The sequence below is a fragment of the Bradyrhizobium sp. LA6.1 genome (assembly GCF_040547805.1).
Classification (GTDB): Bacteria; Pseudomonadota; Alphaproteobacteria; order Rhizobiales; family Xanthobacteraceae; genus Bradyrhizobium; species Bradyrhizobium barranii.
Genome location: NZ_JBEPQK010000010.1, coordinates 212,955 through 234,379, shown reverse-complemented (window position 1 = coordinate 234,379; position 21,425 = coordinate 212,955). Strand labels below are relative to the sequence as shown.

19 protein-coding genes and 1 tRNA gene are annotated in these 21,425 nt (G+C 64.5%); 12 read left to right on the top strand and 8 right to left on the bottom strand.

Annotated features, from left to right (window positions below; all coding sequences use genetic code 11):
* Positions 1-283: 283 nt before the first annotated feature.
* The 4 genes from ABIB99_RS24925 to ABIB99_RS24910 all read left to right on the top strand — a co-directional run bounded on the left by ABIB99_RS24925 (position 284) and on the right by ABIB99_RS24910 (position 3,671).
* Positions 284-1,783, top strand: coding sequence for an ATP-binding protein (locus ABIB99_RS24925; protein WP_354177829.1), 1,500 nt, complete (start codon positions 284-286; stop codon positions 1,781-1,783).
* A 163-nt stretch (positions 1,784-1,946) separates the two neighbouring features.
* Positions 1,947-2,023 (top strand) — tRNA-Arg (locus tag ABIB99_RS24920).
* A gap of 299 nt (positions 2,024-2,322) precedes the next feature.
* Positions 2,323-3,105: an alpha/beta fold hydrolase gene (locus tag ABIB99_RS24915; protein WP_354177828.1), complete on the top strand. Its 783-nt coding sequence runs from the start codon at positions 2,323-2,325 to the stop codon at positions 3,103-3,105.
* Positions 3,106-3,272: 167 nt separating this feature from the next.
* Positions 3,273-3,671, top strand: a complete 399-nt coding sequence (locus ABIB99_RS24910; protein WP_166348333.1) for a hypothetical protein — start codon at positions 3,273-3,275, stop codon at positions 3,669-3,671.
* Between the two features lie 137 nt (positions 3,672-3,808).
* Here the strand turns inward: ABIB99_RS24910 and ABIB99_RS24905 are convergent, their stop codons facing one another.
* The 5 genes from ABIB99_RS24905 to ABIB99_RS24885 all read right to left on the bottom strand — a co-directional run bounded on the left by ABIB99_RS24905 (position 3,809) and on the right by ABIB99_RS24885 (position 10,709).
* The gene (locus ABIB99_RS24905) at positions 3,809-4,228 is read right to left on the bottom strand and encodes a CBS domain-containing protein (RefSeq protein WP_063979803.1); all 420 of its coding nucleotides are present in this window, start codon (positions 4,226-4,228) and stop codon (positions 3,809-3,811) included.
* Between the two features lie 115 nt (positions 4,229-4,343).
* On the bottom strand, positions 4,344-4,814 hold the full coding sequence (locus ABIB99_RS24900) for an aminoacyl-tRNA deacylase (RefSeq protein WP_028148973.1): 471 nt from the start codon (positions 4,812-4,814) through the stop codon (positions 4,344-4,346).
* A gap of 203 nt (positions 4,815-5,017) precedes the next feature.
* Positions 5,018-5,338 (bottom strand): hypothetical protein, encoded by a 321-nt coding sequence (locus tag ABIB99_RS24895; RefSeq protein WP_063979802.1) that lies wholly within the window; start codon positions 5,336-5,338, stop codon positions 5,018-5,020.
* Positions 5,339-5,388: 50 nt separating this feature from the next.
* Positions 5,389-10,215 carry an NAD-glutamate dehydrogenase gene (locus ABIB99_RS24890; RefSeq protein WP_354177827.1) on the bottom strand — a complete coding sequence of 1,609 codons (4,827 nt, stop codon included), beginning with the start codon at positions 10,213-10,215 and terminating at the stop codon, positions 5,389-5,391.
* 308 nt (positions 10,216-10,523) lie between these two features.
* Positions 10,524-10,709 carry a hypothetical protein gene (locus ABIB99_RS24885; RefSeq protein ID WP_354177826.1) on the bottom strand — a complete coding sequence of 62 codons (186 nt, stop codon included), beginning with the start codon at positions 10,707-10,709 and terminating at the stop codon, positions 10,524-10,526.
* 155 nt (positions 10,710-10,864) lie between these two features.
* Between ABIB99_RS24885 and ABIB99_RS24880 the strand changes: the two genes are divergently transcribed.
* From ABIB99_RS24880 to ABIB99_RS24860, 5 genes are all read left to right on the top strand, one after another.
* The gene (locus ABIB99_RS24880) at positions 10,865-13,009 is read left to right on the top strand and encodes a GumC family protein (protein WP_354177825.1); all 2,145 of its coding nucleotides are present in this window, start codon (positions 10,865-10,867) and stop codon (positions 13,007-13,009) included.
* Between the two features lie 143 nt (positions 13,010-13,152).
* Positions 13,153-13,311, top strand: a complete 159-nt coding sequence (locus ABIB99_RS24875) for a hypothetical protein (protein WP_354177824.1) — start codon at positions 13,153-13,155, stop codon at positions 13,309-13,311.
* 149 nt (positions 13,312-13,460) lie between these two features.
* Entirely contained in the window at positions 13,461-13,784 is a 324-nt protein-coding gene (locus ABIB99_RS24870; RefSeq protein WP_354177823.1) for a hypothetical protein, read from the top strand.
* A gap of 118 nt (positions 13,785-13,902) precedes the next feature.
* Complete coding sequence (locus ABIB99_RS24865) at positions 13,903-15,222, top strand: aminotransferase class V-fold PLP-dependent enzyme (protein ID WP_354177822.1); 1,320 nt, start codon at positions 13,903-13,905, stop codon at positions 15,220-15,222.
* A 166-nt stretch (positions 15,223-15,388) separates the two neighbouring features.
* The gene (locus tag ABIB99_RS24860) at positions 15,389-15,829 is read left to right on the top strand and encodes a hypothetical protein (RefSeq protein WP_085399998.1); all 441 of its coding nucleotides are present in this window, start codon (positions 15,389-15,391) and stop codon (positions 15,827-15,829) included.
* A 40-nt stretch (positions 15,830-15,869) separates the two neighbouring features.
* Here the strand turns inward: ABIB99_RS24860 and ABIB99_RS24855 are convergent, their stop codons facing one another.
* Together ABIB99_RS24855 and ABIB99_RS24850 are read right to left on the bottom strand one after the other, a co-directional pair.
* A complete protein-coding gene (locus ABIB99_RS24855) occupies positions 15,870-16,892 on the bottom strand; it encodes an LLM class flavin-dependent oxidoreductase (protein ID WP_166104635.1) in 1,023 nt (340 codons plus the stop codon).
* A 30-nt stretch (positions 16,893-16,922) separates the two neighbouring features.
* Entirely contained in the window at positions 16,923-17,852 is a 930-nt protein-coding gene (locus ABIB99_RS24850; RefSeq protein WP_354177821.1) for a LysR family transcriptional regulator, read from the bottom strand.
* Between the two features lie 107 nt (positions 17,853-17,959).
* On the opposite strand from ABIB99_RS24850, the gene styA reads away from it, so the two are divergent.
* Positions 17,960-19,210 (top strand): styrene monooxygenase subunit StyA, encoded by a 1,251-nt coding sequence (styA, locus tag ABIB99_RS24845; protein WP_063979795.1) that lies wholly within the window; start codon positions 17,960-17,962, stop codon positions 19,208-19,210.
* Between the two features lie 24 nt (positions 19,211-19,234).
* Positions 19,235-19,720, top strand: a complete 486-nt coding sequence (gene styB, locus ABIB99_RS24840; RefSeq protein ID WP_354177820.1) for a styrene monooxygenase NADH-dependent flavin reductase subunit StyB — start codon at positions 19,235-19,237, stop codon at positions 19,718-19,720.
* Positions 19,721-19,798: 78 nt separating this feature from the next.
* Here styB and ABIB99_RS24835 read toward each other — a convergent pair whose 3' ends face one another.
* Positions 19,799-20,890, bottom strand: coding sequence for an AraC family transcriptional regulator (locus tag ABIB99_RS24835; protein WP_224580953.1), 1,092 nt, complete (start codon positions 20,888-20,890; stop codon positions 19,799-19,801).
* Between the two features lie 331 nt (positions 20,891-21,221).
* Here ABIB99_RS24835 and ABIB99_RS24830 point away from each other — a divergent pair, with 331 nt between their 5' ends.
* The gene (locus ABIB99_RS24830) at positions 21,222-21,422 is read left to right on the top strand and encodes a hypothetical protein (protein ID WP_224580952.1); all 201 of its coding nucleotides are present in this window, start codon (positions 21,222-21,224) and stop codon (positions 21,420-21,422) included.
* The last annotated feature ends 3 nt before the right edge of the window (positions 21,423-21,425 follow it).

The following is a 21,425-nucleotide window of genomic DNA, read 5'->3' as shown; positions in this document are numbered from 1 at the left end:
TTTCGGCCCCAAGAGAGCCGCTCCCGGCGTGCGCACCGGGTCATCGCGGACAATTTGCGCGGCTTATATGCGAGCGTCTTCTTTTCGTCAACGTCGCAAGAGCGCGCTGTTCCGGTGAATATCACTGTTTGTGCGGGGTTTTTAACCCTTGAGGTGGCGACTCGCGATATCAGAGCTTACATCCCACCTTGAGAGATTAGCGATCCGTAATTTGACCGGCCCCCGGCCGGGTCGCATCCTTCATCAGCCAGGCTCTATTACAAAGCCAACAGGGGCGAACTTCGTGGCAGCGACAGACCTCCAGCCGGTCCAGGATACGGATCAGCCGGGCCAGCCGGCGATGCGGCCGCGTGGGCCCAGCGGGCTCGGGCTATCCGGCAAGCTGCTGCTGCTCACCGTCCCGCTGGTGATGATTGCCGCTGTCCTGCTCTACGTGCCCGCCATCGCCAACTTCTGGGTCAACCGGCTCAATGACCGCGTCGCGGCGGCTAACACCGCCGCGCTGGTGCTCGACGCCGCCCCGCTCGGCATGGTCCCGGAGTCGCTGTCGCGCGAGATCCTGAAAAGCATCAATGCGCGTGCCGTCGCCATCAAGATGGGGCAGCAGCGACGGCTGCTCGCCAGCGACAACCTTCCCACGGCCATCGAGCATGACATCGACCTGCGCGACATGACGGTGTGGGAGGCGATCACCGGCTCGTTCCGGATGATGCTGGAGACCGGCAACCAGGCCATCCGCATCGTCGGGCCCGGCGTCGGCAATGCCCAGTTCATCGAGATCGTGACCGATGAGCTGCCGCTGCGGCAGCAGATGTATCGCTTCTCCCGCAACGTCGTGGTGGTCGCGCTGATCATCGCGGTGCTGACCGCGGGCCTCGTCTATCTCGTGCTGCATTATCTCTTCGTGCGCCCGATGCGGCGGCTGACCGCGAGCCTGGTCGGCTTCCACGAAAACCCCGAAAGCTCGGCGCGGATCATTGTGCCGAGCCAGCGCAGCGATGAAATAGGCGTCGCCGAGCGCGAATTGTCGGACATGCAGCGCGACCTGATGTCGATGCTGCACCAGAAGAGCCGGCTCGCCGCCCTCGGCCTCGCCGTCTCCAAGATCAACCACGATCTGCGCAATCTGCTCGCGTCGGCCCAGCTCCTGTCCGACCAGCTCGCCAGCGTGCCGGATCCGCGGGTGCAGCGCTTTGCGCCGAAGCTGGTGCGCTCGCTCGAGCGCGCCATCGCCTTCTGCCAGTCGACGCTGTCCTACGGCCGCGCCCAGGAAGCGGCTCCCGACCGCCGCATGATCATGATCGAGCCCGTGGTGCTGGAGGTGCGCGAAACCGCGGGCCTCGCCACCGACGCCTCGATCGCCTGGGTGGCCGCGATCGAGCGCGGGCTCGCGGTCGATGCCGATCCCGACCAGCTCTTCCGCGTGCTGCTCAACCTCGTCCGCAACGCCGCCCAGGCGCTGGAAAGCCATTCGTCGGGCGATGGCGGGGCGCAGCAGATCCGGATCACGGGAAAGCGCGAAGGTGCCGTCGCCATCCTGGAGGTCTCCGACACCGGCCCCGGCGTCCCCCAGAAGACCCGGGACCATCTGTTCGAGGCGTTCCAGACCTCCGGCCGCCCCGGCGGCAGCGGGCTTGGCTTGGCGATCGCCGCCGAGCTGGTCCGTGCCCATGGCGGCGAGATCCATCTGGTCGAGGGCACCATCGGCGCCACCTTCCGGATCGTCATCCCCGACCGCCCCGTGGAACTCCTCTCCATCCGCAACGAGCGGCAGAGGGCGTAGTCGGCCAGCGACCCGCCCGGGAAATCGTCACCTCTCTGTAAAATCTCCCCCTCCCGGACCTTGCCAATCGAGGCAAGAGCGGTTAGTCAGAGCGCTCTTTCGCACCCCTCCGGCGCTGTCCGGAGGCTGCCTGCGGGCCCAGCCCGCACTGTTTGCGAAAAACGCGCCCGTAGCTCAGCTGGATAGAGCATCAGACTACGAATCTGAGGGTCGGACGTTCGAATCGTTCCGGGCGCGCCATTCCGCTACAAAACTGGGCACTCCAAAACCTCCCATTTCTGCGCCGGGCGAGATCATCGCGCCGCTGCTCATGTTCGTCACCGCGTAAGCCTGGAGCTGGTGACGGCCTTTCCGGCCGGCCTCGGCGGAGCGAAAAATCGCGTGGCATCGCCGAATGTGCGGCCGGTGCGCTTGGTCGGCCGCAGCGTCATGGCACCATGGCGAAGCAGTCGTGCCCATCTTTATCGGCCGTGTGGCGCCGGTTAGATTGAGGACTCGCCAGAGACGCGTGGACATGTCGGTGAATATGGAGATGACCCATGAAGCTCGCGCATGACGGAATCCAGCTGTCCTTCGATATTGCCGGCGCGGGACCGCTTCAATTCCTGTTCGTCCATGGCCTCGGCGGGGATCGCACGCATTTTGCGCCGCAGATGGAGTATTTCGCCCGTCAAGGTCGGGCATTGAATGCCGAGCTGCGGGGGCATGGTGAGAGCGACAAGCCGCAACAGGCGTATTCGATCGAAGGCTTCGCCGACGATCTCGTCTTTCTGTGCAACCGACAGCAGATCACAAAGCCGATCATCGTGGGTCAGAGCATGGGTGGCAACATGGCGCTCGAAATCGCCGCCCGCTATCCGGACTTTCCTGCAGGCCTGGTGCTGCTCGACTCAGGGGTGCTCTTCCCTGCCTCGGCAGGGACGGTGTTCGCCGGGTATCTGGAGGGCTTAAGGGGCGCGAATTTTGCGGACGAGGTACGGAAAATCGTGGCGGACTCCTGTCTGCCGACCGACCGATGCCGCGCCCATGTTGAACAGACGTTTCTGGCGACGCCACAGCACGTGCTGGTGTCCACGTTTACAAGTCTGTTTCCCTGGGATGTGCATCGGGCGCGTGAATGCGCCCAGGCGTGCCGGGTCCCGGTGCTCTACATCGAAGCGGCCCATCGGCTCGCGGATCTGGATCGTTTTGCGGAGCTGTGCCCGCAGCTGGTCACGGCCAAGGCCGTCGGCTCCGGACATTTCCTGTCGCTGGAGGTGCCGGAGCAGATCAACCCGATGATCGACCGGTTTATCTCGCTCTACGTGCGAAGACCCGGGTAAGCTTCGTCATCGGCCGTGACGCGCCGCGACCGGCGTCCGTCGGGAAGCCACAATGCGCTGCCGGGCAAGGACGAAACCCTTTGTCGGCCGGGTGAAGCCGGCCGGAAACAAACCAGGCCTAACTTTCCCCGAGCTTTCCCGTCCAACCCGATTCAAGGGAGGATTTTATGAAAGCAGCGCTCTTGGTCCTGTCGCTTCTTGGCCAGCCCACGATTCCGATTTCAGACCGTGTGCCCATCTTCAATGTGGAAGCCCTTTGCCGGGACGTTTCCGCCGACGACAAGGCCTCAGGGCTCACCCTGGCGCAGGACGCCGGCGAGTGCGTGCGTGACGAGACAATTGCGCAGCAACAGCTGAGCTCGACCTGGCTGACTGTTCCGGGCCCCGCGCGCGATAGTTGCGAAGGCGAGGCTGCGGCAGGGGGAATAGAAAGCTATGTCGATCTGCTCACCTGCCTGCAGATGGCAGGCTGGGCGAATCCGACTCCGCCGCCGAAGCCCCCGCTCAGGGGAGCGAGCAAGATGCGGAACGCCAAGAATGAGCTGCGGAACGAATTGAAGAATTAGCTGCGCAGGTGACAATGGGGACGAGAAGACGGCGGAGCAGCTTCTTGGCAGGTCGCGTATCATAGCGTGCGCGTTCGCCGGCAACGGGGTCCTGCGAGCGATGTGACGAAGTTCCGGGCGCCGGGTGGCGGTCGCCATCAATGATGGGCCGACACGCCCTTGACGCATTGGGTCAACAGATCAACGCTGGCGAATTGGCTGACATCGCCCAGGCTGATCATGCCGACCATCCGCCTGCTCTTGTTGATCACGGGCAGCCTGCGGATTTTCAGCGTCTCCATGTGATGCACGGCTTTCGCCAGATCGTCGTCTTCCCGGCAGCAATGGATGCCTTCGGTCATCACGTCCCGCGCCGTCATGCGCGCGGCGTTGAAGTTCTTGCTCGCGAGGCCTTTGCAGACGATGTCGCGATCGGTCACCATCCCGATCAGATGGTCGTCATCGCCGATCGGAATGCAGCCGATGTCGTGCCCTTGCATCAACTTCGCGATCTCGGTGATCGGGGTGTCCGGGCTGACCCAATCGACACCCTTGTGCATCACGTCCTTGACCTTCATGGAGGACCTCCGTTGCGAACGCAGCCCCCGTGACGCGATTATACTACGAACCGGGCGCGACCGCACGCGCGCCGCGACGAAGGCGCAGGAAAAATCATCCCGCTGCCATGCTGCGTCAACCGTGCGTGCTGAAGCGTCCATGCGGCGCATTGGCCGTCAGCCGTTCGAACTGTGCATGCGTCAGGTGAAGCAGCGTCTCATGGTCGCCGGCCTCGATATAGATCTCGGGCTGCGCCCGGATGCTGTCATCGACGATGAGATCGAGCCCGTAGCATCGGCCTACCGCCGGAACGGCTCCATGCGCGCAGTCCGCGAACAGCCTGTTGATCTCGGTTTCGTTCGCCATCACGAGATCCGCGCCGAGCTTCTCCTTCAAGTCCGGCAAGTTGAGACGGTGCGATGCCGGAACGATCGCGAGCATATAGCCGCCGTCATGGCGCAGCACGACGGCCTTGGCGAAACGATCGCCCGAGACGTGGCAGGCCTGCGCCGTGCGCGCGGATGACATGGTGAAAACGTGCGGGATCTCGACATACTGGATGTTCTCGGCAGCCAGGTATCGGTGGAGCGTGGGGGCAATGGTCATGGCGCAGCCTTTCGGATGGATATGCGAGCCATCCACCGTGAGGCTGCCCCGCCGCACGATGGGCGGCCGCGTGATTGCCGGATGCGAGCATAGGCCTCGCGCTCGAATGCCGCAATCGAGTCGGGGGTTCAGATCGTTCCGGGCGCGCCTTTCCGCTTCGTTTGCCGCCGATCGATTGTGGCTTTTGCTGCGCTTCTCGTGTCTTACGGGATCCTTGCCACAACGTTGGGCCGGTTCTCCCTGAGCCACGCGACGGCCTCGGGTCCATCGACGACGCACGCGAAGGTTTCCCAAGTCGGGTCCTCCAGGGACTCCGATTGCAGTCGCTTCGCCGCATACTCGACGAGGTCGTGCAGGCCTTCGTAGCCTCGTCGGTGCTCGAGGGACTCTGCAATCGCCGTGCTGGTCCAGCCTCGTCGGGCCAGATCGACAATGCTCGGAGCGTCAGCCTCGCTGAACCACGGTGTGGCATCGAACTCGATGCAGCGGACATTATCGGCGGTGTGGCAAGTGGCGTGGATCATGGGGTTCCTCCGTTCGCCGGCTCAGTTTCACATCGCTGCCTCGCACGCTCTCAGACTTTGACCAGGTCCCCCAGCAGGTTCGCCGCCACCGTCAGCTTGGCAAGCGTCAGGCCGCTGGCCGCAATTTCTTCGACCGAGCGACGGATGCGCGCCGCTTCGGGGTGAGCCGCGAGCCAGGTCTCGACGGCCTGCTGGCCGGACTGGCCGGTTGCCAGCATATCCGCGGCCAGTCTTCGTTCGGCGCCGGCGATCTGCTCGACGGCGCGATCGACCGCCATGCGTTCGAAATAATCATTTGCCGGCACGCTGCGCGCGGCGGCGATGATGCGGTCGAGACGGAAATTGGCTTCCGCAGCGAAGAAGGTTGCGGCAGCATCGCCGATGGCGCGGGAGGTGCGCTCGGCGACCGTCACGATATCGGGTGCCGCAATCAGAGGGTCGAGATCGGCGAGCTCGCCGGCGAGGCCGGCCGGGACGCCGGCATCGGTGAGCTCCTGGCGCCGCTTGCCGCGCGCGGCCTGCAGGTCCGGCGGCAGGGTGGTGTCGAGGGAGGCCGCGATCTCGCGGATACCCGGGCCAAAACGTCCGATCACCGCCTCGAGGCCGTCCTTGAAATCGACATTGCGCACGTACCAGACCATGCGGGAAATCAGGAGGTCCTGGACCGTCGCGTAGAGGCCGAGCTGCACCTGCCCGTCGATGCGGGTGTCGAGCGCGTCGATCGCGTCATTGAGCCGCCTGAGCTCGTAGATCGCGTCCACCGCCACCTGCGCCATGACGATGGTGGAGATATCGGCGTCGGTCTCGTCGGTCAGGCGCACGATACACGCCGGGCCGCCGCGGTTGATCACGGCATTGACGAGACTGGTCGCGATGATCTCGCGTCGCAGGCGATGGAGCTCGACCGCGGCCGGGAATTTATCGGGAACCTCGCGCGGAAAATACAGGGACAGTCTGCGGGCGAGATAAGGATCATCAGGCACGCTGGTGAGGAGCAGGTCCTCGTAGAGCGTCAGCTTGGCGTAGGCGAGCAGCACGGCAAGCTCGGGCCGTGTCAGGGCCTGGCCGCGCCGTGTCCGCTCGGTGAGCGCGGCGTCGTCGGGCAGGAATTCCACGGCGCGGCTGAGCAGGCCGCGCTGCTCGAGCGACTGCATCAGGCGGGTGAGGAAGCCGGTCTCGGCCACGCCCTTGCGCTCGGCGAGCGAGAGCGCCAGCGTCTGCAGATAGTTGTTGCGCAGCACCAGCGTGCCGACCTCGTCGGTCATCGCGGCCAGCAGGCTGTTGCGGTCGGCAAAGCTGAGGCGGCCCTCGCGCTCGGGGCGCGCCAGCGCGACCTTGATATTGACTTCGACGTCGGAGGTGTTGACGCCGGCCGAATTGTCGATGGCGTCGGTGTTGAGCTTGACGCCCTTTTGTGCCGCTTCGATGCGGCCGCGCTGGGTGACGCCGAGATTGGCGCCTTCGCCGATCACCCGGGCGCGAACGTCAGTGCCTGCGATGCGGATCGGATCGTTGGCGCGGTCGCCGGCCTGATCGTCGCTCTCTGCCGATGCACGGATATAGGTGCCGATGCCGCCAAACCACAACAGGTCCGTGCGCGCTTTCAGGATCGCCGTCATCACCTCGAACGGCGTGGCCTGCTCCTTGTCGAGATCGAGCAGGCTGCGGACTTCCGGGGCGAGCGGGATCGCCTTGAGCGTGCGCGAGAACACGCCGCCGCCCTGCGAGATCAGCGACTTGTTGTAGTCCTGCCAGCTCGATCGCGGCAGGTCGAACAGACGCTTGCGCTCGGCGAAGCTGGTCGAAGGGTCGGGGGAGGGATCGATGAAGATGTCGCGGTGATCGAACGCCGCCACGAGCCTTGTCGCCGGCGAGAGCAGCATGCCGTTGCCGAAGACGTCGCCGGACATGTCGCCGACGCCGGCAGCGGTGAACGGCATGGTCTGAATGTCGGTGCCGAGCTCGCGGAAGTGGCGCTTGACCGCCTCCCAGGCGCCGCGCGCCGTGATCCCCATCTTCTTGTGGTCGTAGCCCTGGCTGCCGCCGGAGGCGAACGCATCGCCGAGCCAATGGTTCTTCTCGGCCGAGATCGCGTTGGCGACATCGGAGAAGGTGGCGGTGCCCTTGTCGGCGGCGACCACGAGGTAGGGGTCGTCGCCGTCATGGCGCATGGTGGAATCGGGCGGCACGACGGCGTCGCCGTCGAGATTGTCGGTGAGCTCGAGCAGCGAGCGCACGAAGATGCGATAGGCCTCGGTGCCTTCCGCGAGCCAGGCGTCGCGATTGGACGGCGGCGGCAGGCGCTTGGGCACGAAACCGCCCTTGGCGCCGACCGGCACGATCACGGCGTTCTTGACCTGCTGCGCCTTCACGAGACCCAGGATCTCGGTGCGGAAATCCTGCGGCCGGTCGGACCAGCGCAAGCCGCCGCGCGCGACCTTGCCGAAGCGCAGGTGAATGCCTTCAACCCGCGGCGAGGAGACGAAGATCTCGTAGAGAGGCCGCGGTGCCGGCAAATCGTCGATCCGCCGCGCGTCGAACTTGAAGGAGATGACCGGACGCGGATGTCCATCCTCGCCGATCTGCCACAGATTGGTGCGGATGGTTGACTGCACCAGATTGGTGAAGCGGCGCAGGATGCGGTCTTCATCGAGCGAGGCGACGGATTTGAGCTGCTCCTCGATCTCGGCAAGGAGCGCCGTCTCGCGCGCCGAACGCTCGCGATCGGTAAGCACGAGGCGTGGATCGAGGCGGGTCTGGAACAGTGCGACGAGGGTGGCCGTGATCGCGGCGTTCTTGCGCAAGGTCTCCCACATGTAATCCTGGGTGAACGGGGCGCGGATCTGGTGCAGATAGCGCGACAGCGCCCGGATCGTCGAGACCTCGCGCCAGCCCAGCGCGGTGCGCAGGATCAGGGCGTTGTATCCGTCGGATTCGGCGCGATCCGTGACCACCGCCATGATCGAGGCTTCCAAGCGATGGCTGAATTCCGGATTGATCTCGATCGGCTGGCCGTCGCTGGTCTCGATCGTCATCTCATGCATCCAGACCGGTTCCGGCCGGTTGCCGGGCACGATCTGATAGGTGCGTTCGTCGACCACGCGCAGGCCGTGATTTTCGATCACCGGCACGCGATAGGACAGCGATAGCGGTGCGGCGTCGGAGAACACCTTCAGGCCGAAGCGCCTGGGATCGTCCTCGCCCTTGTCGCGGTGCACCGAAATCGTCACCGGGCGGGCCGGCGTCAGCCTTTCGATGGTGGCGATATCGGCGATGGCCTGCTCCGCCGTGAAAACCTCGGTATAGCCGCCGCTAAAGGCCTGGGCATAACGATTGGCGATCATGCGCGCCCGCATGCCGTCGGTCGACGCGGTGAGCGCGGCCTTCAGCTTGTCGGTCCAGGTCGCGGCAATGGCGCTGATGCCGGCTTCGAGCGCGGCGCGCTCGACAACGGGCGTTTTGCCTTCATAGCGGCCGATGATGAAGTGGACGCGCGCAAGCGCGCCCTCGGGGAACGATACGTAGGACGCCGACAGGGTCCCCTTGTAGACCTGCGACAGGAAGGCTCCGACCCGCGTGCGGACGTCGGTGTCGTATTTGTCGCGCGGAATGAAGGTGAGGATGGAGACGAAGCGGTCGAATTTGTCGACCCGTGCCAGCGCCCGGACGCGCGGGCGCTCGTAGAGGATCAGGACCTCGATGACGAAATTATAGAGCGTGTCGACGTCGATCTGGAACAGCTCGTCACGCGGATAATCCTCGAGGATATGCATGAGCGCCTTGCCCGAGTGGCCGTTCGGGTCGAAGCCGGCGCGCTGCAGCACCCGCGCAACCTTGTGGCGCACATAAGGGATCTGCCGCACCGAGCGGGTATAAGCGCCGGAGGTAAACAGGCCGACGACGCGCAATTCGCCTTCGAGCCGGCCGTCGGGTGCATAGAGCTTGATCCCCACATAATCCATCCGGATGCGCCGATGGACGAGGCTTGAGACATTGGCCTTGATGACGATCAGCAGGGTCGGCTCGTGCATGAACTCGCGGATTTCCGATGTCATCACCACCATTTCGGTGCCGCGGCGCAGGACCTTCACGTCGGGATCGCGCAGGATGCCGAGGCCTTCGCCGCTGGTGATGTCGTCGGACGCATCGCTGTCGGGCGAGAAGCGATATTCGCGCACGCCGAGGAAGGTGAAATTGTCCGCGCAGAGCCATTGCAGGAACTGATTGGCTTCGGCGACCTCGTCGATCGGCAGCGGCGGCGGATTGGAGGCGAACGTCTTGATTGCCTCCTCGACGCGGTCGCGCATGGCGCGCCAGTCGGTGACGCAGGCGCGGACGTTGTTCAATGCCCTGGTCAGTCCGTCGATCAGCTTCTGGCGATCGGCGTCGGCGTCCAGGCGGGTGATGTGGAGGTGGATCAGGCTTTCGCGCGCGCCTCTTGCTCCCTCCGGCAGTGCTTCGCCGTAGAACCGCAGCAGCTTGCCCTCGGCATCGCGCTCCACGGCGATGATCGGGTGGGCGACGAGGGTGACTTCGATGCCCTGCTCGGCGAGTTCCGCCATCGTGGAGTCGTACAGGAAAGGCATGTTGTCGTTGAGAATCTCGAGCACGGAAATCTCGCGCCCGTTCGGCAACGTCGGATTGACCACGCGGATATCGGCGCTGCCCGACGTGCGCCGCTGCACATGCTCCCAGGCTTGCTCCGCCAGGACGGCAAGCGAGGCGGCATCGTAATTGTCGAGATCCTCGATATTGCTGTAGCCGAACAAGGGCTCGGCGAAGGCCCGCGGGCTCTTGCCCGGCGGCACGCTGCCGGCTGCATCGCGGATCAGGGTTGCCCGGGCCTTGTCGTCACGCCACGCCATCATGTCCTCCATTTGCCGCGCCGTCCGACCGCAGTCGCGATCCTCAGCCTAATTCTGGAGTGCATCCCGTCGAGCGCCGCGATCGAGCGGATACGCAAGATCCTCGGTCTCGTGCGTCGGCAGCTTCCGACGACAATACTACGATCCCGGAGCGAAAGGCGCACGCTGTTGTGAGGCGTGCCGGAATTTCAGACGGTGGCGGGCGAGGCCGCCGAATCATCGAGGTGAGAAAATTACGAGCAATTTCAATTGTGTATGAGCTCGTGTTTTTATTCTGAATGGCGCGCTGGAGCACCGTTCCGATTGCGCTGCAGCGGGCTCTAGTGAGTGCGGGTCAGCTCCACGCCATCGACCACCATTTTCCATGTTCCCGCCTCCCGCTGAGGCGGCGTCGACACCTCGAATGTCGTCGAGAGGAGTGCAATGCCGACGACGAAATGATCGCCCTCGAACCGCTGCAGCGCGGCGTTGATCGACGTCGTGGTGGTCGCGCCAGCCCGGTTCAACCGAAGGCGCCGATGCCGCGCGGCGCATCGGCACGCGCGTTAACAGATTGTTCATTGACCACGGCGCGCCAGCCGTAACCGCCGGTTAACCATGGATATTTACGGTGTAGCAAGCCTCTGAACCGGGGCTGTCAGTTGATTTCGAGTCCAATCCTATGGCGTTCGGTCGAAGCGCATCTCCGCGAAGCATCGCCCCGACGGAGCCTGCGGCTTCGTGGGAAGCGCCGCGGGCTGCGACGGCGAAGCCTGACAGCGCTGCTCCTGCGCTGATCAAGGGATCGCTGACCGTCACCGCTGCGCTCTCCTTCCTGCGCGAGAATGGCCGGCGCATCCTGACGCTGGCGCTGGCGCTGTTCGCCCTGGGCGTCATTGTCCTGATGGTCTTGCCGGTCCGGTATGCCGCGACGGCCCTGGTCGTCGTCGATCCCCGCGAGCTGCGCGTCACCTCGGAGCAGGACGTGCTGCCGGGCATCGGCCAGGATGCCGCGGCACTTCAGAGCCAGATCGAGATCGCCAAATCGGACGGCTTTCTCCGCCCCCTGATCGAGCAGCTCAAGATCGCCGAAGACCCGGACATCGCGGGCGGCTACACCGACATGACGCGCCTGCTCGAAAAATTCCGCAACCGTCTCGATATCTCGCGCCGCGGACTGACCTACGTCATTGCGATTTCATTCACCTCGAACAATGCGGAACGGGCCGCGCATTACGCCAATGCCATCGCCGAGGCGTTCGTCGCCAGCCAGGGCCGTGTCCGCACCGAGGCGACGGACGAGGCGGCCGACTGGCTCAAGGACCGGCTGAAGGCATTGAACGAGCGCCTGCGCGTATCGGAAGATGCCGTTGCCGCCTTCAGGTTCGAGCACAAGATCCTCAATGCCGGCAAGGATTCCACGACCCAGCAATTGCGGGTGACCGATCTCAATCAGCAGGTCTCCGCCGCGCGCGCGCGTACCGAGGAAGCCAGGGCGCGTTACGAGCAGGTGCAGCGCGATCTCAAGGCCAATGTCGAAGGTCCGGTGAAGCAGGATCTCCTGAGCATGCTGCGCGCGCAGCGCTCGACCCTGAACGATCAGATCGCGCAGAAGAAAGCGGTGTACGGCGACCGCCATCCCGACCTCGCGATCTCCTACAGCCAGCTGGCTGATCTCAACAGGCAGATCGAGGTCGAGCGGAAGAAGAACATCGACACGGCGAAGTCCGAATATGAGGCTCAGCTCGAGCAGCAGAACGCGCTGGAAAAGCAGCTCAGGGCGGTCGAGACGCAGATGCTGGTCGACGGCCAGGCGCTCGTGAAGCTGCAGGAGCTGCAGCGCGATGCCGATGCCAACAAGAACATCTACGAGCAATTCCTGTCGCGGTTCAAGACGACCAACGAGCAGCGCCAGCTGCAGAGCTCCCAGACCAAGATCGCCTCGCTCGCCATTCCGCCGATGCGCTCGACGCGTCCGCCCCTCGCTTTGCTGCTCGCAGCGCTCGCGATCGGCTCGATCCTGACCTCGACGGCGGCCGTTGCGGCGATGGGAAGCATGTCCGACGGGCCCGTGCCTGCCGAGGCTGTCGCTCCAACTCCTGCGCGTGTCGAAGCGGCAGACGCGCAAGTCCAGCGTCCGGCTCCGGCTGCGCGCCAGCCCGAGGCGATGCCGAACCTGCTTGTCTGGGCCCGCATTCCCGATCTGGCGCCTGGCGCCGTGGCCAACACTGTGTGGCAAAGGCCGATCACTGCCTCGGCCGAGCTCGATCTCGGCGCATATCTGCGTCCGCTTTTCGAGCGAATCGATCGCGCGCCGGTGCGTGGCTGCAAGGTCGCCCTTGTGTTGTCGGTCGGCAAAGGTGCCGGCGGCAATACCGTTGCGCGCTCGCTCAATCGCGCGGCGGTGAATCGGGGCATGATGAGCGTGCTGATCCGGCTCCAGCCGGAATTCGCCGGTCACCAGCCTCCGGTGACCGAATGGCAGGACGGCTCCACCACGGCGGGGCTGCAGTCGATCGACGAGCTGCTGAGCGCCGGCAGAAAAGCCGATGCGCGGCCCGAGGACGATATTCGCTCGGAGTTCGATCTGATCGTCGTCCATGCGAGCAATCTCGCACTTCAGCCCGACGCCATCGCGCTGGCTGCGCACGCGGATCTGATCATCCCGGTGGTGCGCGCCGGCGAGCTCGGTTCGGCGGCGATGCGGCGGGTCACCGCTGCGCTGTCGAGGTACAACACCGTGCCGACCGGTCTCGTCGTCAATCACGCGCCCGCGGGTTCAGTGGCGCCTCACCCTGAGGGCAGCGCGTTAAGCCGGGCAGTTTGACGATGCCGACCGGTGGCAAGGCTGCGGCTCGTGCCCGAGGCGCAGCACGCAAGCGCACCTGTAATCTGCTTCACACGCAAACGCGTCCAATGACGCTAGATGAACTAGGGCCCGCCTCCGCGCGGCCCGGTTCGGAGCTGGCGATGATGGCTGCACTGGCAAAGGCGATATCCCGCGCGACGAGAACCAACGTTGATGTCGAAACCCTAAAGGTGCTCGTGATCTTCTCGGGCGCGGGCTTGCTGCTCTCCCTCGTCGCCGCGATGATCTACGGACAGGCCGTCAGCGCCGCCTTGTTCTGAGATCGCGCGAGTTGATCCCCAGGAGTCCGCCCAAAGCGGGCGTCTCGAAGGTGTCGGCCTTGCATTCGAGCCGTCATTGACGCCGCGAGGCACCGCCCGCAGGATGCAGCATCTCCAATGCGCGACTATCTCGGCTCGGGATTGCGGCGATGACCTGTCAAGCTCACTCCGTAACGCTGGTGCTCATTGCCCGCATACCGCCTGAGGGTATCGAGGCCTTCCGCGCCTACGAGGATGCCGTCCTGCCGCTACTCGCTGCGTTCAACGGGCGTGCGGAGCGTCGTCTTCGAAATCCGGATGGCACCATCGAGGTGCACATCGTCAGCTTCGCATCCGATGCGGACTTTCAGGATTATCGCAATGATCCCCGGCGCCTTGCACAAGCCGGGTTGCTGGAAAAATCATCCGCGAAGCTGGAATTGCTTTCGATGGCGGACGTCTCGCAATGGCCGGTGGCGTCGGCGCAGGGATGATCGTCGGCGCAATGACCGGGATGTAGCCGGGCGCGCCGGGCATCATCGAACTGTCATCGCTTCGTCATGCGCGCTCTATGGATCGCTGCTCCCTTCGCCGCGCATCGTGGGGGCTGATATGCATCTGACTGAGACAATGTCGTCCGACCGCCGGTCGATCCTGAAGGGCCTCGCGGCCGCAGCCGTCACGTCCCTGGCGGCACCGGCCATGGCAGCCGACGGTCTACCGGCGCAGCCGACCGGAGCGGCGGCCGCCATCGCCACCGACAATGCCTATTGGGCGGCGGTGAAGGGGCTCTATTCAGTGACGCCGGATGTCGTCAATCTGGAGAACGGCTTTTGGGGCATTATGGCCGAGCCGGTGAGGCGCGAGTTCATTCGCCAGACCGATATGGTCAACTATCAAAACACCTACTACGCGCGGCAGCGCGCGGGTGCGGATTTCGAGGCCGTGCGCATCAAGGTGGCCCAGGCGGTCGGCGCGGCGCCCGAGGAGATCGCGCTCACCCGCGGCGCGACCGAAGCGCTGCAGCTCCTGATCGGCGGCTACAACAAGCTGAAGCCCGGCGACAGCGTTCTCTACGCCGACCTCGACTACGATTCGATGCAGTACGCGATGAACGCGCTTAAGGCGCGCCGCGGTGTCGACGTGGTCAGGTTCGATGTGCCGGAGCCGGCCACCCGCCAGGCCGTGCTCGACGCCTATGCCCGCGCCCTCGAGGCGAATCCCAGGACCAGGCTCCTCCTCCTCACCCATGTCAGCCATCGCACCGGCCTCGTCATGCCGGTCGCCGAGATCGCCCGCATGGCCAGGGCCAAGGGCATCGACACCATCGTCGACGCCGCGCATTCCTGGGGGCAGATCGACTTCAGGGTGGGCGAGCTCGACGTCGATTTCGTCGGCTTCAATCTGCATAAATGGATCGGCGCGCCGCTCGGCGTGGGCTTCCTCTACATCAGGAAGGATCGCCTCGCCGACATCGATCGTGACATGGGCGACGAGGATTTTGCGGAGACCGATATCCGCTCGCGGGTGCACACCGGCACGGTCAATTTCGCGACGGTCCTGACGGTGCCCGCGGCCGTGGCGCTCCATCAACAGATCGGCGCGGCGGCAAAGCAAGCCCGCCTCCGCTATTTGCGCGATTACTGGGTGAGCCGCGCCCGCGGATTCAAGGACATCGAGATCCTGACGCCGGATGAGGTCGGCTCATATGGCGCGATCACGTCCTTCCGTCTCGCCGGCAAGACCAGCAAGGCGGACAACGATGCTATCGTCGTGAAGCTGAGGGATAGCCACAAGGTCATGACGGTGCGCCGGGCGGGCGTCGCCAAGGGCCAATGCATCCGTGTGACGCCGGCGCTCTTTACCGACGAGGCCGATCTCGACCGCCTCGTCGAGGCGCTCGCCGTCGTCACGGGGACGAAGACGGGGTAGGCCCGGGCGCGGGACTGACATCACCACGAATTCACGGGACTTCATCCTCCGCGCATCTGACAAATGTGAGATGCGGGGGCGTCCATGAGCCCTGGCCGCCCCATTTTATCGGCCCACGGTCTGGTTTATCTCTGTCACTCCGGTGCCCTGCGCAAGGAGGAGACGCGTGCTCGACCATATTCTCAGATTCGTGACGCTCGGATCGATCATCGTTGGCATGGCTGCGATCTATGCGGCGCTACACACCAACAATCGGCGTCTGGGCGCGGACATCTTCCTTCGATATTCCGACCGGGTCTCCGACCTGCGACGCCGCCTTCCGGTCGCGGCATTCCTCGAGCGAGGGGCTGCCGGCGACATTGAGATCACACCGGAAGAGCGCCGGGCGGTACACGAGATCATTCATTCGATCTTCGAGCTCTACGAACTCAAGGTGCATGGCTTCTTTCCGCCGGCGATCTGGAAGATCAGGGAGCCCGATATCGAACGGCTGCTCTCGCTGCCGGTCTTTCAGCAGGAACTGGCGGGCCTGGAGGGCCGATATACGAGACATCCGCGTTTGACAGCTTGGCTTGAGAAGATCAGGGGTCAGCAAGAGACGGCCTGACTTGCGCAGTGAACCGGTCGCAGTGAACCGGTCGGCGGTCTCACCGCCAGCCAAGCGCCGGCGCGACGTGCTTCAAGATCGCCTCGATCGCATGGGCGCAATAGTCGACGCCGAGCTGGTTCGGAATCGTCAGCAGCAGCGTGTCGGCCTCGGCGATTGCCTCGTCCTGCTTGAGCTGCTCGATCAACGCCTCCGGCTCGGCCGCATAACTCCGCCCGAAGATCGCGCGCGTTTGCGGGTCGATGAAGCCGATCTGGTCTTCGCCTCCGCGCTCCCCGCCGAAATAGGCGCGGTCGCGATCATTCATCAGCGCGAAGATGCTGCGGCTGACAGACACGCGGGGCTCACGGGTGTGGCCAGCCTCCGTCCACGCGGCGCGATAGCTCCGGATTTGCGCCGCCTGCTGCACATGAAAAGCTTCGCCGGTCTCGTCGTTCTTCAGCGTCGAGCTCTGCAGATTCATGCCGAGCTTCGCCGCCCACACCGCGGTCGCGTTCGAGCCGGCGCCCCACCAGATCCGTTCGCGCAGGCCTGCCGCATGCGGTTCGAGACGCAGCAGTCCCGGCGGATTGGGAAACATCGGCTGCGGATTGGGCTCGGCAAAGCCTTCGCCGCGCAACAGGTCCAGGAAGACCTCCGCGTGGCGCCGGCCCATGTCGGCATCGCTCTGGCCGTCGGCCGGGCGATAGCCAAAGTAGCGCCAGCCGTCGATCACCTGCTCCGGCGAGCCGCGGCTGATGCCGAGCTGAAGCCGCCCGCCGGCGATGAGATCGGCGCTGCCCGCATCCTCGATCATGTAGAGCGGGTTCTCGTAGCGCATGTCGATCACGGCCGTGCCGATTTCGATTGTGCTGGTTTTTGCGCCGACGGCGGCGAGCAGCGGGAAGGGCGAGGCCAGCTGGCGCGCGAAGTGATGCACGCGGAAATAGGCGCCATCCGCGCCGAGCTGTTCCGCCGCGACGGCCAGCTCGATGGATTGCAGCAGCGTATCCGCCGCCGAGCGGGTCTGCGACTGCGGCGAGGGCGTCCAGTGTCCGAAGGACAGAAATCCGATCTTTTTCATGGGCGTCATTTAATGATGGCGGGGGCGGCGTCAACCGCCTGCGCCGGAGGTGCGGGTATGCGACGGGGCCGGCGCGAAATGCTCGGCGCGGTCGACCAGGAGATCCAGAAAACTTCGCGCGCGCAGCGACATCCACTGCGTCTCCGGATAGACCGCGTGCAGGGGCAGCGCGGCGATGGTGTAGTCCGGAAGCACATGTTCGAGCTCGCCGCTGCGAAGGCCCTCCGCGGCATTCCACTCGGGCAGGATTGCGATGCCGAGATGCTGCATCGTCGCCTCCTGCATCGCATCGGCGTCGTCGACGTGAATGGGTCCGTTGATCGATGCGACGTGACGGCCATGCTCGGATTCGAAGGCCCATTGCTGCGCCGGCGACATCCGTGAATAGACGATGCACTGGTGCGAGCCGAGATCGTCAGGTGTCCGCGGCAGCGGGCGGCCGTGCAGATAGGTGGGTGTTGCAACCAGATGGCGCTGCACGGTCCCGAGCCGGCGGGCGACCAGCGTGCTCGCCTCGAGGTTTCCAATGCGCAGCGCCAGCTCGATGCCTTCTTCCACCAGATTGACGAACCGCTCGCTGAAGCGGATGTCGAGCCGCACTTCCGGATAATTCCGAACGTACTCGGCGATGACGGGCATCACGTAGCGCCGTCCGAACGACGACGGCACGCCGATCCGGAGCGTGCCGGTCGGGCGGGGTGCGGCCTGTTCGACACTCGACCGCGCCATGTCGAAGCTGTCGAGGATCTGCCGCGCGAGATCGTAGATCCGGTGCGCTTCGGCCGTCGGCTTCAGCGTGCGCGTCGTGCGCGAGAACAGCTGCGTGCCGAATTCGCTTTCAAGCATCGCAATGCGCTTGCTGATCGCGGGCTGGCCGATCCCGAGCTCCTTGGCCGCAGCCGAGAAGCTGCCGCCCTCCAGGGCGCGAACGAAAGCGCGCAGGCAATCGATCCGGTCCATAATTCATTCCGATCTGGAATAAATTATATCCCATCTATTCCGTAGTGCGCAACACGGCGGGTCGCTAGGCTCCCTCAAAACAAGCAATCACAGGGGAGGAGACGAAATTGGCACGCCATATCGGAATTGTCGGCGCCGGCATCGCCGGCCTGCATCTCGCGCTTTACCTGCAGAAGCACGGCGTGGACGCGACGATCATCACGGATCGACCGCCCGAGGAATACAAGAACATCCGCCTGCTCAACACCGTCGCGCATCACCACGTGACGATCGCGCGCGAGGACTATCTCGGCGTCAATCACTGGAGCGATCCGAAGGACCATTATTACTACCACGACCACGTCTTCAATTTTCCGCAGCCGCTGAGCTTTCGCGGTGATTTCTCGAAGCCGAGCCGCGCCGTCGACTATCGGATCTATCTTCCTGCCCTGATGCAGGATTTTGTCAGCCGCGGCGGCAAGATCGAATATCGCCGCATCGAGGAGCGCGACATCCGTCCGCTGGTCGCCCGTTTCGATCTCCTGGTCGTCTCGACCGGCAAGGGTCCGCTGGGCCAGCTCTTCACGTACCGGCCGGAGCACACGCCCTATTCGCAACCGCAACGGCGGCTGTGCGTCGGGCTTTACACCGGCATGCGGCAGCCCGATCCCATGAACGTCACGCTCTCGGTGTCACCCGGCCATGGCGAGATGATCGTGATCCCGACCATTACGTTCGGCGGTGTCGCCAACGCGCTGCTGATGGAGAATGTGCCGGGCGGCGACATGGAGGAACTGGCCACGCTCAGCTACGACGACAACCCGAAGCACTTCTTGAAGGTGCTGCTGGGCAAGCTCGAGAAGCATCACCCGACGACCTACGACCGCATCGACACCGCGCGGTTCGATCTCGCGCAGCCGCAGGATCTGCTGCAAGGCGGCGTGGTCCCGACGGTGCGCAACACTGTGGTCGAGTTCGACGACGGCAAATGCGCGATCGCGCTCGGTGACGTCCATGCGATCGTCGATCCCATGATGGGCCAGGGCGCCAATGTCGCCTCCTATGCGGCCTTCGTGCTCGGCGAGGAGATCGTCAACGCTGATGCGCTCGACTTGCGCCTGTGCGAGAAGATCGAGCTGAAACGACAGGATCGCGTGCTGGCGGCCTCGCGCTGGACCAATGTGATGCTGCAGCCGCCGACGGAAGCGCTGGGCATGCTGATCGGCGCGATGAGCCAGAACCCGGCGCTGGCTAACGAGTTCACCGAGAATTTCAACTACCCGGACCGGCAGTGGGACCGCATCTGCACGCCGCAGCGCATCCAGGCCTGGATCGAGCGCATGTCGGCGCCGCCTGAGCCGGTCAGGGCGATTGCGTGAGGACCGATGCGAGTGGGGACTGACATGCCGCGCGCCAATCCGGCCTCATTCCGCGAGGCCGCGTCGCGCTTTGCGACCGGCGTCGCGGTGTTGACCGCGCTGGACGAGCACGGCCGTGTCTGTGGCATGACCGCGAACAGCTTTGTCACCGTCAGCCTGTCGCCGCCGACCGTGCTGGTGTCGGTCATGCCAGGACGAATGCACCGAGCGATCTCGGCGACCGGACGCTACTGCGTCAACGTCCTGCCCGAGCATGGCCGGGACCTGTCGCGGCACTTCGCCAGCCAGCCAAGCATCGGCGCGACGCCCGATTACGACATCGTGGATGGCCTGCCGCGCCTGTCCGGCTGCATGGCCTGGTTCGCCTGCGAGGTGACACGGCGCGTCGATGTCAGCGACCACACGCTGATCATCGCCGAAGTTTCGAGCTGCGACTATCGCGACACCACGCCGCTGGTGTTCTTCTCAAGCCGGTATCATCTCGGACCGGGTGTGCCGGTGGATCGGTGAGGGTTGCAGCGGTCCGCGGCTTGAGCGGACCTGGTGTTTTCCTGGCTGCATCGGGGCGCTTTGGCGTTACCGCCGGGACTAGCTTGCCCGGGCGTTCTTTGCGCGAGGGGGCGTATCGTTGACGTTGTCGGCGCGCTTGGGATCGTCCGCGGCACGCCATTGTCGTGGCGTCATTCCGGTCCAGCGCCTGAAGGCGTGGGTGAATGCGCTGACTTCGCCATAGCCGAGCAGCCAGGCGGTTTGCGAAATCGGCAACTCGTCCTTTTTCAAATAGCTTTTGGCGAGGTCGATTTTCAGCTCGTCCATAATGCCGGTGAAGGTCAGTCCTTCCGACGCGAGGCGCCGCGCCAACGTGCGGTGGCTCATGCCGAGCCGGCGCGCGATCTCCTCAGCCCGTGCCTCGCGATGGGGAAGCAGTGGCGCGATGGCATTCTCGACGCTCGATCTGAGCGAAACTCCCCCAGGCTTCCGATGTGCAAGCGCCTCCTCGCAGAAGGTCACCAGCAGATCGTTCAAGTGGTGATCGGCACTTTCGATGGGCATCTGTCCCACGGACTGAGGGAAGGCGATCTCATCGACGTCTGATCCGAACTCGATCTCGCAACCAAGGAACGACCTGACCTCCGCGGGCATCGCTCGACGGCGATGGGCGACTTTGACACGGCTTGGCACCACGCGGCGGTTGGTCAGTGCGCGGTTGATTCGAATGATAGAGGTCACCCAGAATTCGATCTGGTGCCGATCCGACCGCCGTTCCACGCCGACATAGCTCAACGCAATCGCCATGTCCTTCGCGGCAAATCGCAGTGAAATTCCCTCGTTCGCGAGGCGGCAATAGCGCTCCGTCTTTGACAAGGCTTCAGCGACTGTCCCGGATGAGGCCGCGACATAGTAGAGCAGGCCGATCTCACGAAGGTCGAAGTCCCGTGCCAGGTGAAATCCCAGGGCGTCGTCGTGCAGCGCCTCGGCACCAAGCTCCAGAAACTTGATCTGGCTTTCAACGCTCAGCCGCGCCTTGCGGTCTTGGATCTGCTCGAGGGTCAATCTGGCCTTGGACAGCAAGCCGTCCGCCTGAATGCCGGCTTCGCGCAGGCGGGCCCACACCAGGCGGGCGATGCCGCCGGTCGCACTGGGCATGGCTTGCAATTGGGGCGAGCGGGCAGCAGCCACATCGAACCCTTTCGTCGTTGCCGCTGCGGCCTTGAGTCCTCGGCTCGCGCATCGGGATCGCGGCATAGAAAATCAAGTTATTGGCTCACGATAACAAGAAACCGGGTGTCATGTGACTTAAATCGGCGATCTGTCCCCCTAGGTGCGTCGTCTGTACTCGGGGGCGAACCCACCCCGAAAAAGCCCGAAGGCCTTGATGTCCAGCTGCGATGGCGCGCCGCCTATAAACGTGAAGATATTGCGAAGTTACGGAAAATTGCTCGGAATTCCTCATATCGCTCATGGCCCACGGACGGTTGCGCTTGAGCGCGTTGGCGATTGCGAGATCAACATGTTCGAAACGCTTGAAGCCGGTTCAGCTGCGGCGCCCCTGTTCTGGATGGAGCTGTTCGATCTTCGCGTTCACGCCTCGCGCGACAGCCGCGGATGCCACAACATGAGCGACGCAGTCGCAGCGTTCAACGATTTTGCTTCGCAGGCGAGCCGCCTGGCGGAGGTGCCGCCGTGCGACACCGGCGAAGCCGTAGGCTGACAA